The sequence below is a fragment of the Komagataeibacter medellinensis NBRC 3288 genome, assembly GCF_000182745.2.
GTDB lineage: Bacteria > Pseudomonadota > Alphaproteobacteria > Acetobacterales > Acetobacteraceae > Komagataeibacter > Komagataeibacter medellinensis.
In genome coordinates this window covers 401,733-416,211 of the sequence record NC_016027.1, presented here as the reverse complement: position 1 = coordinate 416,211, position 14,479 = coordinate 401,733, and the positions used below count along the sequence as shown (strand labels likewise).

General features: G+C 60.2%; 17 protein-coding genes. 12 read left to right on the top strand and 5 right to left on the bottom strand.

Annotated elements, in window-relative coordinates; genetic code table 11:
- Positions 1-277 precede the first annotated feature (277 nt).
- The 8 genes from GLX_RS01810 (at position 278) to GLX_RS01780 (ending at position 6,930) form a co-directional block, all read left to right on the top strand.
- Positions 278-1,996: a glycoside hydrolase family 32 protein gene (locus GLX_RS01810; RefSeq protein WP_041247547.1), complete on the top strand. Its 1,719-nt coding sequence runs from the start codon at positions 278-280 to the stop codon at positions 1,994-1,996.
- Positions 1,997-2,998: an ABC transporter permease gene (locus tag GLX_RS01805; RefSeq protein ID WP_014104341.1), complete on the top strand. Its 1,002-nt coding sequence runs from the start codon at positions 1,997-1,999 to the stop codon at positions 2,996-2,998.
- Complete coding sequence (locus GLX_RS01800; RefSeq protein WP_014104340.1) at positions 2,995-3,969, top strand: ABC transporter permease; 975 nt, start codon at positions 2,995-2,997, stop codon at positions 3,967-3,969. Before GLX_RS01805 ends, GLX_RS01800 begins: the two co-directional genes overlap by 4 nt.
- Positions 3,959-4,984 carry an ABC transporter ATP-binding protein gene (locus tag GLX_RS01795; protein WP_014104339.1) on the top strand — a complete coding sequence of 342 codons (1,026 nt, stop codon included), beginning with the start codon at positions 3,959-3,961 and terminating at the stop codon, positions 4,982-4,984. The genes GLX_RS01800 and GLX_RS01795 overlap by 11 nt, the downstream gene beginning before the upstream one ends.
- Positions 4,981-5,982: an ABC transporter ATP-binding protein gene (locus GLX_RS01790; protein WP_014104338.1), complete on the top strand. Its 1,002-nt coding sequence runs from the start codon at positions 4,981-4,983 to the stop codon at positions 5,980-5,982. Before GLX_RS01795 ends, GLX_RS01790 begins: the two co-directional genes overlap by 4 nt.
- A gap of 73 nt (positions 5,983-6,055) precedes the next feature.
- Positions 6,056-6,517 (top strand): NAD(P)-dependent oxidoreductase, encoded by a 462-nt coding sequence (locus GLX_RS01785; RefSeq protein ID WP_014104337.1) that lies wholly within the window; start codon positions 6,056-6,058, stop codon positions 6,515-6,517.
- 29 nt (positions 6,518-6,546) lie between these two features.
- On the top strand, positions 6,547-6,681 hold the full coding sequence (locus GLX_RS19160; RefSeq protein WP_269448785.1) for a hypothetical protein: 135 nt from the start codon (positions 6,547-6,549) through the stop codon (positions 6,679-6,681).
- 24 nt (positions 6,682-6,705) lie between these two features.
- The gene (locus GLX_RS01780) at positions 6,706-6,930 is read left to right on the top strand and encodes a hypothetical protein (protein WP_041247068.1); all 225 of its coding nucleotides are present in this window, start codon (positions 6,706-6,708) and stop codon (positions 6,928-6,930) included.
- 887 nt (positions 6,931-7,817) lie between these two features.
- On the opposite strand, the gene GLX_RS01775 is transcribed toward GLX_RS01780, so the two are convergent.
- Positions 7,818-8,351, bottom strand: a complete 534-nt coding sequence (locus tag GLX_RS01775) for a DUF4142 domain-containing protein (RefSeq protein WP_014104336.1) — start codon at positions 8,349-8,351, stop codon at positions 7,818-7,820.
- 119 nt (positions 8,352-8,470) lie between these two features.
- Positions 8,471-8,737 carry a con-10 family general stress protein gene (locus GLX_RS01770; protein ID WP_014104335.1) on the bottom strand — a complete coding sequence of 89 codons (267 nt, stop codon included), beginning with the start codon at positions 8,735-8,737 and terminating at the stop codon, positions 8,471-8,473.
- A gap of 434 nt (positions 8,738-9,171) precedes the next feature.
- Between GLX_RS01770 and GLX_RS01765 the strand changes: the two genes are divergently transcribed.
- The gene (locus GLX_RS01765) at positions 9,172-9,450 is read left to right on the top strand and encodes a hypothetical protein (RefSeq protein ID WP_014104334.1); all 279 of its coding nucleotides are present in this window, start codon (positions 9,172-9,174) and stop codon (positions 9,448-9,450) included.
- A gap of 60 nt (positions 9,451-9,510) precedes the next feature.
- Here the strand turns inward: GLX_RS01765 and GLX_RS01760 are convergent, their stop codons facing one another.
- Positions 9,511-10,200: a YfdX family protein gene (locus GLX_RS01760; RefSeq protein ID WP_041247544.1), complete on the bottom strand. Its 690-nt coding sequence runs from the start codon at positions 10,198-10,200 to the stop codon at positions 9,511-9,513.
- A 183-nt stretch (positions 10,201-10,383) separates the two neighbouring features.
- Here GLX_RS01760 and GLX_RS01755 point away from each other — a divergent pair, with 183 nt between their 5' ends.
- The 3 genes from GLX_RS01755 (at position 10,384) to GLX_RS01745 (ending at position 11,573) form a co-directional block, all read left to right on the top strand.
- Complete coding sequence (locus tag GLX_RS01755) at positions 10,384-10,767, top strand: VOC family protein (RefSeq protein WP_041247543.1); 384 nt, start codon at positions 10,384-10,386, stop codon at positions 10,765-10,767.
- Positions 10,740-11,000 (top strand): oxidoreductase C-terminal domain-containing protein, encoded by a 261-nt coding sequence (locus GLX_RS01750; protein ID WP_041247067.1) that lies wholly within the window; start codon positions 10,740-10,742, stop codon positions 10,998-11,000. Before GLX_RS01755 ends, GLX_RS01750 begins: the two co-directional genes overlap by 28 nt.
- Positions 11,001-11,081: 81 nt before the next feature.
- Positions 11,082-11,573, top strand: coding sequence for a DUF3574 domain-containing protein (locus GLX_RS01745; protein WP_014104331.1), 492 nt, complete (start codon positions 11,082-11,084; stop codon positions 11,571-11,573).
- A gap of 264 nt (positions 11,574-11,837) precedes the next feature.
- Here GLX_RS01745 and GLX_RS01740 read toward each other — a convergent pair whose 3' ends face one another.
- On the bottom strand, positions 11,838-12,638 hold the full coding sequence (locus GLX_RS01740; RefSeq protein ID WP_014104330.1) for an SDR family NAD(P)-dependent oxidoreductase: 801 nt from the start codon (positions 12,636-12,638) through the stop codon (positions 11,838-11,840).
- Positions 12,639-12,954: 316 nt separating this feature from the next.
- Complete coding sequence (locus GLX_RS01730) at positions 12,955-14,475, bottom strand: peptide MFS transporter (protein ID WP_014104329.1); 1,521 nt, start codon at positions 14,473-14,475, stop codon at positions 12,955-12,957.
- Between the last annotated feature and the right edge of the window lie 4 nt (positions 14,476-14,479).

Here is a 14,479-nt window from a genome sequence, read left to right as displayed (position 1 = left end):
ATAACAGGGCATGGCAGGGCACTCCGGCATGGGTCGGTCTGGGGCGGGCCGGCATGGGGTCATGCGGCATCTACCTGCAACAACAGATACAGATTTTTGACAAAGTATGTATGATTAATATTTAAAATAAGTTTTCATGAAGGAAATTATTCTATACAATTACTTATATTTAATGAAACCATTTTTAATGGAACTCTCCCTATACCCGCCCCCACGCGGTCTGCGCATGGCGCAAAACCATTTGGTGGCATCCGCGCATCGGTATAGTCTTGGGTCCATGACGGATGCCTCCCCTCCCCGCCTCAGTTGCCGCGCCGCCCTGTCCTCCTTTGCTGTCCTTGGCACGGGCGGGCTTGCACAGGGTGCAGGGGCGAATACGCCACCATCATCTGGCCCTGCCACACCTCTGCCCCCTCAGGCACCCGATAACACACGGGGGGACGAACCCAATGCATCCCATCCCTCCCCCGCTGACCAGCCCGGTGGCATGCCCCACCCCGTTATGAAAACGGAAATTGACATGCCCTACCGACCCACGATCCATTTCACCCCCACCACGGGTTTCATGAACGATCCGAACGGGCTAGTTTTCGATGGCACGCAGTACCATCTGTATTACCAGTACAATCCCTTTGCCCCCTATGCGGGTCATGTACACTGGGGGCATGCCACCAGCCCCGACCTGCTGCACTGGACGGACCAGCCCATTGCACTGGACGAGACCGGGGCGGGCGAGGCCTTTACCGGTTGCGCGGTCATGGATTCCCATAACGCCAGCGGCCTGTTCAGGACGCCACAGGGCGGCATGGTGGCGCTGTACACCCGCGCAAGCCCGCATGCCCAGGCGCAGTACCTGGCCACCAGCTACGACAATGGCCAGACATTTGAAGAATATGCCCGCAATCCGGTACTCGATATCAGCAGCAATTCCTTCCGTGACCCGCAGGTATGCTTTCACAAGCCGACCGGGCGGTGGGTCATGGTGGTGGCGAAGTCACGGCTGCACCAGATTGCGTTCTATGCCTCGATCGACCTGGTGCATTGGGTGCACCTGAGCGACTTTGGCCCATCGGGTCTGTTTGGTGTGGATTATGAATGCCCCAACCTGATCGAGGTTGCGGTCGAAGGCGGGGGCACGCGCTGGATGCTGTTCGTGTCGGTCAATCCCGGTGCCCCCACTGGCGGCAGCATCACACAGTATTTTGTTGGCCAGTTCGACGGCACGCGCTTTATCCCCGATAATACCGTGATCGGCCTGACCGACTTCGCCAAGGATGCCTACGCACTTCAGGTCTACAGCAACATGCCCGGCGCGGAAGCAGTGTCCATTGCCTGGCTGGGCAACTGGCAGTACGCGCAGGAACTGCCTACGCAGAGCTGGCGCGGCGCCATGACCCTGCCCCGCACGATGGTGCTCAGGCGCGACTTTACCGGCGGCCTGCGCCTGGCCCAGACCCCGCGCGGGCTGAACACCCTGCGCGATACTCCGCTCGCCTGCCCCGCAGGCAGGCTTGCCGCGGGCGAAAGCCGGCAGGTGAGCCTGCCGCAGGGTCGGGCGGTGGAACTGTGCATGAGTGTGACCGTGGATGAACGCCCACACGGCCTGAATCCGGGGGATAAAGGACGCACCGGGCGCTTCATCATCACCTTCGGTAACGAAGGGGGCGAGAAGCTGACCATCGGCTTTGATGCGTTCTCAGGCCAGTTGTGGCTGGACCGCAGCAACCTTGCAGGCTTTGCCCAGCCGTTCTTCACCGGCCAGTTCTCGACCGCGCTGGCCCCCGATGACCGGCATTTCGAGATCCGTATCGTGCTGGATGCCTGCACGCTGGAAATCTTTGCCGATGGGGGTCTGGCGGTGGGCACGGCGCTCGTCTTCCCCGCAAGCCCGCTTGAATTCCTGCGCCTTGAGGCCAATGGCGCGGGAGCTACGATCGGCAGCCTGAACCTGTACCCGCTACGCAAGACCATGCCGCGCATGACGGCTGCCACCTGAATGCCCGCATCCCCCCATCCGGCATCGGGGCCGTGGCGGCAGGCGGCCACGGGCCTTGCGCGTAACATCCCGGCCATGGCGGCACTGGGAGTACTGGTGCTGGTGGTGCTGGCCAGCCTTCTCGCCCCATTTTATGCCCAGCATGTGGCGCATACCGACCCGTTTGCCTCCAACGTGGCGGGCACGATCATGCTGGATGGGCAGGAAGTGGACATCATGCAGCCCAATGACAACCCGCTACACCTTGGCCTCAGCCCCATCGGGCCAACGGGGCGGGCGGCCTACCTGCTGGGCGCTGACAGCCAGGGGCGCGATGTGGCGGCAAGGCTGCTTTATGGCGGGCGCAATTCCCTGCTCATCTCGGCTGGGGCTGCCGTGCTGTGCCTGCTACTGGCGGGGATGGCCGGTGTGGCGGCGGGGTTCCTTGGCGGCGTGGCCGATGCCGTCATCTCGCGGCTCATGGATATCATGTGGGCGGTACCGGTCTATCTCTTCGCCATCTCGCTTTCCATCATCATGGTCAGCCAGAGCATGCGGCTGGGGCCGTTCGTGGTGCATGCGGACAGCCTGCTGGTCCCGATCTTCATCATCGCACTGGTTTACGTGCCCTATGCCGCCCGTCCCATACGGGGCCGCGTAATGGCATTGCGGCAGGCCGAGTTTGTGACCGCAGCACGCGGGCTGGGCGTGCCGGTGTGGCGGATCATGCTGCGCGACATCCTGCCCAACCTGGCTACCACGCTGGTCATGCTCGGGCCGCTGGTCATGGCGCTGGCGCTGTTGGCGGAAAGCGCGCTGTCCTTCCTCTCGCTGGGCGTGCAGGCGCCGCAGGCCTCGTGGGGCACCATCATCCAGGATGGGCAGGGTCTGATCTACACCCGCCCCATGGTGGCCGTGGCGCCGGGGCTTGCCATCGTGATCGTGGTGCTGGCGCTGAACATACTGGGCGACGGGCTACGCGATGCGCTGGACGTACGCGACAGCGGGCGGCGAACGTCATGATGGTGGCCCTGTTGCGCCGGGCGGCCCAGACGGCCCTTGTGCTGTTTGGGGTGTCCGTGCTGGTGTTTGGCGTGTTTTTCGCCACCCCCGGCGCCGACCCCACAGCGCGCATTGCCGGGCGCAACGCTTCCCCCCAGGTCATGGAGAAAGTGCGCCACGAATACGGCTTCGACCGCCCGCTGCCGGTGCAGTACGCCATCATGATGAAGAAGCTGTTCATCACCCGCGACCTTGCATCCTACGCCAATCGGGGGCAGGCTGTGGTACCTGGAATCATGCAGGCCGCCCCGGTTACGGCATGTCTGGTGGGCGGTGCGGCGGTGATATGGGTTACGATTTCCATTGCCATGGGCACGCTGGCGGCCGCCATGAAGGATACGTGGGTGGACCGCAGCCTGATGGTGCTGGGGCTGGTGGGCATTTCCATACCCGTGTTCTGGCTGGGACAGGTGACCAATCTGGTTACGCAAAGCCGCTATCATGACACATGGCTGTTCTCGTGGGTGCCGGGGCTGGGCTATGTGCCCTTTACACAGGACCCGCTGGGGTGGTTCCGCGCACTGGTCATTCCATGGGTGGTGCTGGCGGTCATGTTCATTGGCATTTATAGCCGCGTGCTCCGCTATGACCTTGTGGCACTGGCGGGCGAGGACTTCATGCGTACCGCACGCGCCAAGGGTCTCTCCCCCGCGCGGGTGCTGCTGCGCCACGGGCTGCGTACATCCATGGTCACGTTCATCTCGCTGTTCGGGCTGGATTTTGCCCAGCTTGCCGGTGGCGGCGCGCTTCTGACCGAAGTGGTGTTCGGCCTGCCCGGTGTGGGCCGACTGACCTATCGGGCGCTGACCATGCTCGACCTGCCGGTCATCATGGCAACGGTCATGTATTCCGCCATTTTCGTGGTACTGGCCAATGCGGTGGTGGATGTTGTCTACCTGTTCCTTGACCCGAGGGTGCGAGATGCCCGCTGACACCCCGCTACTGTCCGTACGTGACCTGTGTGTCAGCTTTCCTGTACATGGCCGAATGGTCCCGATTGTGGAGCATGTCTCCTTTGACATGCAGCCCGGCGAGATCCTGGGACTGGTGGGGGAATCCGGGTCGGGCAAGTCGGTCACGGCCATGGCGCTGATGGGGCTGATCGACAGCCCCGGCGTGCGGATAACGGGTTCCGCCCTGTTCCGGGGGCGCGAACTGGTGGGCATGCCGCCACGGCAGTTGCGCCGCCTGCGCGGGCGTGACATCGCCATGATCTTCCAGGACCCGATGACGGCGTTTACCCCCGTCTACACTATAGGCTGGCAGATTGACGAACAGATCCGCGCGCATGAAAAGGTCTCCCGCAGCACTGCCCGCGCCCGCACTGTGCAACTGCTGGATGACATGGGCGTGCCCGACCCCGCGCAGGCGGCGGAGCGCTATCCCCACCAACTCTCTGGCGGGCTGCGACAGCGCGCGATGATCGCCATGGCGCTTTCGTGCAGTCCCGCCCTGCTTGTCGCCGATGAGCCGACAACCGCGTTGGACGTGACCGTACAGGCCCAGATCCTGGACCTGCTACGCCGACTTCGCGGCACGCATGGTACTTCCGTGCTGCTCATCACGCATGACATGGGGGTCGTGGCCCAGACATGTGCGCGCACGCTTGTGCTCTATTCCGGTCGCGTGGCCGAATATGGCCCGACCGAAGCCGTGTTTGAGTGGCCCAGCCACCCCTATACCGCAGCCCTGCTGGATGCCATCCCGCCCCTGTACGGCGCACGCCCTGCCCGCCTGCCTGCCATAGAAGGCGCGCCCCCCCTGCCCGCATCTCGCCCCGCAGGCTGTGCGTTTGCCCCGCGCTGCCCGCATGCCCATACCACCTGTGCCACCACCCCACCGCCGCTGGTGCCTACCGGCCCGGACCAGCAGGCCGCCTGCGTTCTGCCAGCCGAAGGCATACCCCTGCCCCCGCGCGTACAGGGCATGGCAGGACGCACCGCATGACCGGAACATCCCTTACGCCCGTGCTGGAACTGCGCGACCTGCGCAAGACCTACCATCTGCCGCATGGTCGCATGCTACGCGCGGTGGATGGTCTCTCGCTGCGTGTCAGGCCCGGCGAGATGCTGGGACTGGTCGGGGAATCCGGTTGTGGCAAGTCCACGCTGGGGCGATGCATGCTGCGGCTGGCCGACCCTACCTCGGGGCGGATATTGTTTGAGGGGCGTGATATCACCACCCTGCCCGAACGCAGGCTGCGCGCGCTGCGGCCGCGCATGCAGATGGTGTTCCAGGACTCCAGTGCCGCGCTCAACCCCCGCCGCCGGATCGATGACCTGCTGGCCGAACCATTGCGGGTCCATCCCGGCGCGGACGGGCGCAAGCGCTCCACCGCCACGATTGCCGCCCGGCTGCATGAACTCATGGACCTGGTTGGCCTGCCCGCGCAAGCCCTGACGCGCTATCCGCACGAATTTTCGGGCGGGCAGCGCCAGCGCATCAACATAGCCCGCGCACTCGCGCTCTCGCCCCGACTGGTGGTGGCGGATGAACCGGTCTCGGCACTGGATGTGTCGGTACAGGCGCAGATCGTCAACCTGTTTGCCGACCTGCAACGCGAACTGGGGCTGACCTATGTATTCATCGCTCACGACCTGGCGGTGGTGCGGCAGATCTCCAACCGGGTGGCGGTCATGTACCTGGGTGCCATTGTGGAACTGGGGGAGACGGACGCTGTGCTACACCATCCCGCCCATCCCTATACCGCAGCCCTGACGGCCGCCGTGCCACAGGCTGTGGTGGGGAATACATACGCGCTGGCGCTGCGGGGCGATGCGCCAAGCCCCACCGCTCCGCGCATCGGCTGCCGCTTTCACGCGCGCTGCCCCCATGCACAGGCACGCTGCGCGCATGAAGACCCGGTGCTGCGCCCCTTGCATCCTGACCACGCGGTTGCCTGCCACTTCCCGCTCCCGCCTGGCCCGCAGCCCACACAGGGGTAACTGCGCCCGCATGGCTTCATCGTGCAAGCCATGACAACGTGCATGCCTTACTCCAAGCGGGAAACACTGCGTCATGCCCATGCCATCCAGCACCACCCTGACCGATTGCCGTTTCGTGCCTGATTTGGTGACGCTTGCGCGGGACAGTGACATTCTGGTTGTAGCCGCATCCGACGGGACGGGATCGCTGCATCTGGTCAATGCAGCGGTACTGGCTGCGCTGGGGCCGGATGGTTTCCTGGTCAATGTCGCACGTGGTTCGGTGGTGGATGAGGACGCGCTGGTCACGACACTGCAACAGGGCACGCTGGAGGGAGTGGGGCTGGATGTGTTCACCCATGAACCCGACGTGCTGCAGGCGCTGCGCGAGTCACCGCGCATGGTAATGCAGCCTCACCGGGCTAGCCCATGGGAGAGATACGGCTGGCCATGGGTAATCTGGTGGTGGACAACCTTGTCGCCCATTTTGCGGGCCGGCCCCTGCTCACCCCCGTTACCTGATACGCTGGCGCAGCATCGGAGAAGGAGCACATGACAACATAGGCTCCCATCCGCGCCGATGCGGTGGATACGATCATCCTGACACGCCACCAATACACCATCGTGATAGATTTCAAGGAAATTGGTGGCCTGAGCGGGATATGGGAGCATATGGACCGCGTGCGCGCCAACCCTGTCGCAACCCAGCCCGACCTATAGCTGGAGATTGAAACATACGAATATATGATGGCGGGACTGCTGCTGTACTACCGCACCACAACCGGGCCGGATGGCATGGCCACCTTTGACCTTGATAGTGTGCTACTTGTAATGGGCAGGTATGATGAAATCAGTACCATACCCGACTGGCTTGCACCCAAGCACACATTACCGCGCATCAATACTACAGCATGCGCAGGGAAGATGAAACGCATGCTGAACCCGTCACGTATGATTAAGGTCTGTTAGATATTGAAATTCTTCCCATATTGTAAAAATGGAAGAAAAAGACGGAACAGGTACCTTTACGGACGAGACATAGGCGATCTGGAAACCTATGATTGAGGCGTTTCGCCCAAAGGGCAAGACACCGCTCCATGATCTGCGGCACACGATAGCAGCGATTTTCTGGCTTCATGAGAATGGTGCGTAATGGCGGAGCATTCTCACTGAACTGGGTCCTGGTGATGGGCGCCGCAGCTTTTCATCCACTGGGCGAAACCGGGCGTGTGGGAACGACTGCTCGCACTGGTTCAGGATGCATGGGGCGACCTGCGCAGGTACGCCGGTCCTTATCATAACAGATGGTGGCACAGGGCAGGAGTGGCGCACCCATAGGGCCTGATCCACGCAGCCAAAACCATGCTCGCCATTGCGTGTGATGTATTGCACGATCCAAACCCCGTTAGAATGCGCCAGGACAGGCCATGCAGGCCAGTTGAGACGCGGGATCTATGTTCGGCGCCCATCCCCTGCATTTCCCTGCGCAACAGATGACCTGTCTGCACGGGCCTGCCCGTGTTGCATGACAGCGATCATCTGCCCGCAGGCGCATCATCTCAGAACCGCGGAAGTGGAATACGTGGGAAGTACAAACAGGCCATAACAATGAGCGTGACAAAGAACACGATCATGCCACCTACAATAACCACATGTCTTTTCTGCTGGTGTGTTGTAAGCGGGGGCGCACGCTCTGGTCTGAAGGAGGATGACGACGGATCCGTTTCAACTGGCCAGGATTTCATTGGAATGTTCCCTTCGTGTATTCAGCCGACCTGTGAGAAAGTACCCCTCATGGAACCTGCATCCGGTTATGGCGCAGGCCGGCCGCCTTATGATGAAAACACGTCATGCCTTCACTGTGGCAGTGCACGGGCCGCCTGCAGATGGCTTTCAAGCGTGGGCACGGTATTGCTGGCCCAGGTTTTCAGGCCCGCATTCTCCCCCCCTTCCCCATAGCGGCGGAACAGGGATACGGCATCCTGGTGGACCTCGATCTGATCACTGCGGTACTGCAGGGCAAAATCGCGACCGTGCAGGGTTTTGAGCTTGTCCAGCATATCCTGATGGCTTTCATCAAGCGCGGTGGGCGGGGCAAGTTGCACAGTGCCGCTACGCAACTGGTCCTTCAGCGCGGCAGATGTCTTTTTATGGTCCTCGATCATCTGTGTTGCGAAAGCCGTTAGTGCAGGATCGTGGTTCTGCAATGCCAGCTCGCTGGACTGTATTTCAAACATGTCGTTTATCGTTGCAATCTTGACGAAATCGGCCGTGCGCGGTGCCACCCCCATCAGGGAGTTGATTCCTGTCTTTTCCGGTACGGATTGCGCTATGGCTGGCACGGATATGCAGAGCGCCAGGCCCAGTATTGCCATTTTTCTTTTATTCATTGGACATTACTTTCCACACAAGGAGAAAAGCTTTGCCTGCACGGGAGTGTGCCATATCGCCCCTACCGTGCGGCATGAACAGTGGAAGGCGGAACCCTTTTGGGTTCCGCCAGGCAGGCTCAAGATTTTTCGTGGTCGTGGTCGTGGTCGTGGTCGTGGTCGTGACTGTGCTGGCTACCCTTGCGCCCGGCCCCGGTTGCGCGCTGGGGGCCTTCAGCAAAATTGCCCGAGTTGTGCTGACCTCCCTTGTGGCCTGCTTCGGATGCTTTCCGGCGGTCATTGGCGAAGTTGCCCGGATTGTGTTCTGTCCCCCCGCCACTGCGGCTGTCCACCGGTGTCAGAGAGACAATACTGGTGCGTTCGTGCTGGTTGAGGCGATAAACCATGATCGTTCACCTTTTGCAGATCACAGCGGCGACACGGGACCCTTGTTTTTCCCTGCTGCCCATAGCGGCTGACCAGGAAAGCAATCACCGGCAATACGCGCTGTGAAGACCAGAACGTGTTTTTTTGTCACCAGTTTCCTTACCATAAAAAATAAAAAAATGAATATTCACCACAGACGGAAATCAATTCATATCAATTTTATAATATAAAGATACGAATTCATATTTCTGCCATAGTATCAACCTCCCCGTTTTCGATCCGTCCGCTTGAAACGGGGGGAGAATGTCGCGCATGTGTGACAGTGCAGCGTAGCAGGAAAATATACGTTTCAGATCCTCTCACGCTCTGCCTATGCATACGACAACATCATGCTTATATTGCTGGTTCTGGCACTTCTTACTTTCGGGATGGTGGACCTGCTGGGCACGCTGGGATGATTTCGGTCGCGGTATTTAAAGTGGCCAAGTATTTTATCGAAAAGAAGATGAGCCAGACCAGCAGCAAAAAAAGCCTGGGCGAGGCCCGTGTCAGCCTGACCAAATTCATCACCATCATCATAGCCGTGTTCATAGAAAGGCTTATGGGTGTTTTCGAGACCAAGGTCAGTGACCCGACGGCTATCCTCTACCCTGCAGGTTTGGCTGGTGGTGGCCACACTGATCGTGCTCTCGCCGGAGGGGTTCCAGCGCATGGGCGTGGATGTCGAGCGTAAGAAAAAGCAAGCGAGCGGGGAGTGACCCGCCGAGGCGCAATGCTCCGGCGGATCGTAGCCTTACTTACCGTGCGAAGCGCTTTTGCCGCCGTGCGGCATGACCGTTTCGGCAAAATCTTCCGATACGAACACCAGTCCATCCAGCGCCTGCTGCAGGGCGGCCGAAGCTGCTTTCGGATTACGGGCTTCGGTAAACACGCTGGCGCGGTTGATCGCGCCCTGTGTCTGTTCAAGCGGTGCCAGCGCCATGATGAAGTCGGCATCTTCCCCTACAACCTGAAGGCTCTGGGCCGCCTGCTGGGTGTTGCCCGTCTTGAGCTGGGTATTGGCGGTAGCGATGGCAGCTTTCTTTTCCGGCGCAAGGGTCTCGCTGCCCACGATCTCGCCCCCCACGGGGATCCAGGTCACGGGTGTGGTGCCTGGTACGTGGGTGCTGGCAGCAGGATGCTGCGGGGCGGGATGCAGCGTGGTTTCGGCCGCCATGAACTTGGCATTGGCCTTGCCTGCCGCCGTCAGCCGTTTGGTTGCATCGTACAGCGCAGGTATGGCCTGCTCGGTCTGGCCTGAATCAAGCACCTGCTTTGCATTCAGGATATCGACCATCGCACGCTGGCCATCGGCCGAAAGATGATTGAAGGCGCGGGTGGCCTTGTATTTTTCCCAATCCGTATGCAGCGATGCCGCCTGAGCACCCAGAGGGGCGGCCATAGCCAGGCCGGTCACAACGGCCAGTGAAGCAATAAAACGCATGATTTCCCTTTTCAGTCTATGCGGCAGCAGCTCAGGACCAGCCATGACGGCGGTCATGACAGAATGTTGCAGACATCCGTCACCCGATCCATGCCCGTTCCCGGCCCGCGTGGCAAGACGGGCTGGGAACGGGGCAACCGCCGTGCCATGATCGGATTCCTTTACATCATACAGGAAGCATCCATGTTCAGCCATATTACCCTGGGTTCCAATGACATCGCGGCCTCCAAGAAATTCTATGATACAACCTTGGGCGCACTTGGCATTGCCCCATCGGGCATTAATGCCAAGGGGCGTCTGGTCTACACGACCGATCACGGGCGCCTGATCGTGACCCGCCCCGTCAACGGCCAGCCCGCCACAGCGGCCAACGGAGGCACCATCGGCTTTGTCGCCGGTTCCGAACAGGCGGTCGATGCCTGGCATGCAGCCGGCGTGGCCAATGGTGGCGTGCCCTGTGAAGACCCGCCGGGCATCCGTCACATGTCAACGGGCGACCTGTACCTGGCCTATCTGCGCGACCCGACCGGCAACAAGCTATGCGCGCTCTATCGCGTAACGGCCTGAAACCACGCCAGACCGCCTGGGCTGCCACCATTCCATGGTTCTGGACCCAGCAGTTTGGCCGCAAGCTGGAATATGCCAGCTATCAGGAACCTTTTGACCGGGTCACGATTGAAGAGGATCTGAACGGTTTCAGTTTTCCGGCCACACAGCGGCAGGGTGTGCGCCAAGTGGGCGTGGTGGCCGTAGGTCTGGCGCGGCAGATGGGTGAACTGGTCCTGCGCCATACGGTGTAAGCCTGCCGGGACTGGCACGAACCCGGCAAAGCCCATATTCTGCCGCGATCATCCACACTGGCAGGAAAAAAGGACAGGATCGTGACAACAGCAGGTACATCTTCTTCCCGCCCCATCCGGGCATGGCGGGGCCGGTTCCTTACCCTGCTGGCGCTGCTGGGCGGCCTTGCCACGCAGCCCGGGCTGGCATGGGCAACCGATACGGCCTTACCCACGCCTCCTGCACAATGCATGGGACTACAGGCAGAACCGCAACTGGAAATCACCCTCATGTTCGGCATGCGCCGTCCCAATGATGGCAGGCGTATCAACCGGCACGAATGGAACGCCTTCATGCGTGAAGTCGTGACCCCGCGCTTTCCCGCAGGCCTGACAGTGCTGCGCGGCGATGGCCAGTGGCAGAACCGTACAAGCGGCCAGATCGGGCGGGAGCCTTCACGCATCGTATGGATCGTGACCCCACCCGCACCAGACCTACAGACACGGCTTGAGACCATCCGACAGACCTACCGCACGCGCTTTGCCCAGCAATCCGTGGGGCTGGTGGTTACGGCAAGCTGCGCTGCCTTCTAACAGGCTGTTGGATTGGGAGCTAAAATGGATATTATTCATAACTTATGAAAACATATTTCTGTTCGCTGTGTTGAAAATTCTATGATTTCCATAATTCAAGCAATATTGTTGTGTAAAAAACCCCAACCCGGCAGTATGCCAGAACAGATCCTGTCTGAATGCGTGCATCCAGACAGGTGAAGATGCTCGTAAAAACAATAAATTAGAGCATCTTTACCGAACCGGTTTTCGATAGAAATGCTCTGGCCTACCGTACCCGCCCGGTCAGATCCCGCCGGAAATGGGTAGGTTTACACCGGTCATGTAGCTGGAATCCTCACCCAGTAGAAAGGCCACCACGCCCGGTATCTCATCAATATTGCCATAGCGGCGCATGGGAACGCTGCTGATCATCTGCTGTGCGACTTCCTTGGGGTCGGTGGAATAATACTGGCTGCCTGCCCTGGCCTGCAGTTCCACCTGCCGGTCCCACATGAAACCCGGCCCCATGAAGGCCGGGCTGATGGCGTTAACACGAATGTTGTGAGGTGCAAGATCCTTGGCCGCCACTTCGGTCAGGCCGACAATGGCAAACTTCGATGCCGCATATCCCGCCATGTTTGGCGGCCCCTGCACGCCCGCCATGCTTGCGGTATTAACGATTCGCCCGAACTTGCGCGTGATCATGTGCTGCGCCACGTAACGCAGCACATGGAAGGCACCACATACGTTGATGTTCATGACCCGGGCAAAATCATCATCTGGATAATCCTGCACGGGAGCGAAAGCACCCTGATAGCCCGCATTGTTGAACAGGAAATCGATCTGCCCCAGTTCACGCACCACGGTATCAACCGTTTGGCTGACCTGCCCACCATCCATCACATCACAGGTATAGATGTTGATGCGCACGTCATGGCCACCCAACCCCGTGCGCGCCTGCTCCAGTTTTTCATGATCAAGGTCCAGCAGTGCCAGATCAGCACCCATCGCAGCCAGATGTTCAGCGGTTGCAAGACCGATATTCCCGGCCGCACCGGTTACAAGCGCTACTTTTCCCGAAAACGGCAGATGTTCTGCAGACATGTATGCTTCCCTGGTTGTTGCGCACGTTCAGTGTAGGCTGAAAATGCCGGAATGCCTGTCCACTCCCGCGCGTGATTGTATGAAACGCTCATACATCTTCCCGGTTTCCCTGTTATGACACGACAGGGAAACGTAAAATACCCTCCCCTCATGTAGGTCTGTCTGGCCCCTATCCACCCTGATGGCGTAGCGGACCGGAACATTCTGAACCTGGCATTCATGGTCCTGCATGTCCTTGCCATAGGCATGCCACAACCCTGCGGGTCGGCTCCGCCATCAAACATGGCAAAGCCCTTCTGGCCACCGGGCAAGGCAGTTACCGTTCTGCCATGGCATTGGCCCCTTCCCACCGCCTGACCATGGGCAACAGCAAGGCAAACATAACCGTGGCCCCACCCGCCATGAAGGCAAGGGTACGGAACAGGCTGCCATAGATCACCAGCGTCCGCGCCGCGTCCAGACCTGCCGCGTTATCCACCGCCGCCATGTTGGCGACAATGCTGCCAACATACATGGCAAAGCCGACCAGGACATAATAGCACCCGGCCATGAACGCGCTGATCCGCACGGGTACATAGCGTGCAATGGCCGCAAGTCCGAGGCTGTTGATCATGAGTTCGCCTATGGAAAGCGGACCGTAACCGAACAGCATGACCCACGGCGAGACATGATCCGAAGATGACAGCACGGTACTGAGCCACCAGGCCAGGAACGAGAGCGTGACACAGAAAAAACCGATGACGAATTTGCCTGCGATGCTGATATCCGCATCCCGCCGCCCCAGCCAGTTATAGGCTGCAATCAGCATTGGCGTACCCAGCATGATCCATACCGGATTGAATACCTGGAACTGCCCGGCCGACATGGAAAAGAGATGCAAGCCCCACAGCGTAAAATCCTTGTTCACGTTGCGTAGTGCGAACAGGGTCAGGGAGGTGACCATCTGCTGGTAGAACACGAAATACAGCGCCACCTGAAAGGTCAGCAGGTACATGATCCGCAGCCCCGTCCGTTCGTGCACGGCCGCACGTGCATAAACGACCGCCCAGGCCAGGATGATCGTGATACCGGAGGCCACCACCAGCACCCCCTGAATGGAGGCAGAGGCAAAGACCAGCGCCATCAGCGCAGTCACGGCCACGGCACCGCCCGCCACCAGCAACCCGTGCCGCCATGGTACCGGCCTGAAATCGGATACTGTGCCAATGGCCGCCAGCCGACTGCGGCGGATGAAGTACCCCCCAACCCCCAGCAGCAGCCCCAGGCCGCAAAAGATGAATGCCGCCCCCCAGCCATAGGACTGCTGCACGAGAGGTACAAGGAAAAGCGAGAAGGTGGAGCCAATATTGACCGACATATAGTAGATCGTGAACGCCACATCCAGCTTCTGGTCCTGCCCACGATAGATGATGTTGACCATGTTGCATGAATTGGGTTTGAACAGGCCATTGCCAACCGCAATCACTGCCATGTTCACAAACAGGGCCTGGGTGGTGCCCACGAGCATGCCCAGCAGCAGGTAACCCGACGCCAGCACGATGCCCCCCACGACCATCGTACGGCGCGAGCCGAGAACCCGGTCCCCCAGCCAGCCACCTGCAACCGGGGCAGCATAGGTCATGGCGGCAAAGCTGCCCCACAGCATGTTGGCCTGCATGTCCTGCAGGCCCAGTTTCTGGATCATGTACAGCAGCAGGATGGCCTGCATGCCATAAAAACCAAATCGCTCCCATATCTCGATCGCCAGCACGACATGGAAGGCCGGCCCCCGGCTTTCGGGGCACAGGTCGGGCACGGGAAGCTCGCCCGTGCCCTTTTGACTAATATGGTCGTCCATCTCC

Coding starts and splice junctions, on each gene's coding strand:
- GLX_RS01810 (WP_041247547.1), top strand. CDS start 278: ATGACGGATGCCTCCCCTCCCCGCCTCAGTTGCCGCGCCGCCCTGTCC.
- GLX_RS01805 (WP_014104341.1), top strand. CDS start 1,997: ATGCCCGCATCCCCCCATCCGGCATCGGGGCCGTGGCGGCAGGCGGCC.
- GLX_RS01800 (WP_014104340.1), top strand. CDS start 2,995: ATGATGGTGGCCCTGTTGCGCCGGGCGGCCCAGACGGCCCTTGTGCTG.
- GLX_RS01795 (WP_014104339.1), top strand. CDS start 3,959: ATGCCCGCTGACACCCCGCTACTGTCCGTACGTGACCTGTGTGTCAGC.
- GLX_RS01790 (WP_014104338.1), top strand. CDS start 4,981: ATGACCGGAACATCCCTTACGCCCGTGCTGGAACTGCGCGACCTGCGC.
- GLX_RS01785 (WP_014104337.1), top strand. CDS start 6,056: ATGCCCATGCCATCCAGCACCACCCTGACCGATTGCCGTTTCGTGCCT.
- GLX_RS01780 (WP_041247068.1), top strand. CDS start 6,706: ATGATGGCGGGACTGCTGCTGTACTACCGCACCACAACCGGGCCGGAT.
- GLX_RS01775 (WP_014104336.1), bottom strand. CDS start 8,351: ATGAATAAAAGAAAAATGGCAATACTGGGCCTGGCGCTCTGCATATCC.
- GLX_RS01770 (WP_014104335.1), bottom strand. CDS start 8,737: ATGGTTTATCGCCTCAACCAGCACGAACGCACCAGTATTGTCTCTCTG.
- GLX_RS01765 (WP_014104334.1), top strand. CDS start 9,172: ATGATTTCGGTCGCGGTATTTAAAGTGGCCAAGTATTTTATCGAAAAG.
- GLX_RS01760 (WP_041247544.1), bottom strand. CDS start 10,200: ATGCGTTTTATTGCTTCACTGGCCGTTGTGACCGGCCTGGCTATGGCC.
- GLX_RS01755 (WP_041247543.1), top strand. CDS start 10,384: ATGTTCAGCCATATTACCCTGGGTTCCAATGACATCGCGGCCTCCAAG.
- GLX_RS01750 (WP_041247067.1), top strand. CDS start 10,740: ATGCGCGCTCTATCGCGTAACGGCCTGAAACCACGCCAGACCGCCTGG.
- GLX_RS01740 (WP_014104330.1), bottom strand. CDS start 12,638: ATGTCTGCAGAACATCTGCCGTTTTCGGGAAAAGTAGCGCTTGTAACC.
- GLX_RS01730 (WP_014104329.1), bottom strand. CDS start 14,475: ATGGACGACCATATTAGTCAAAAGGGCACGGGCGAGCTTCCCGTGCCC.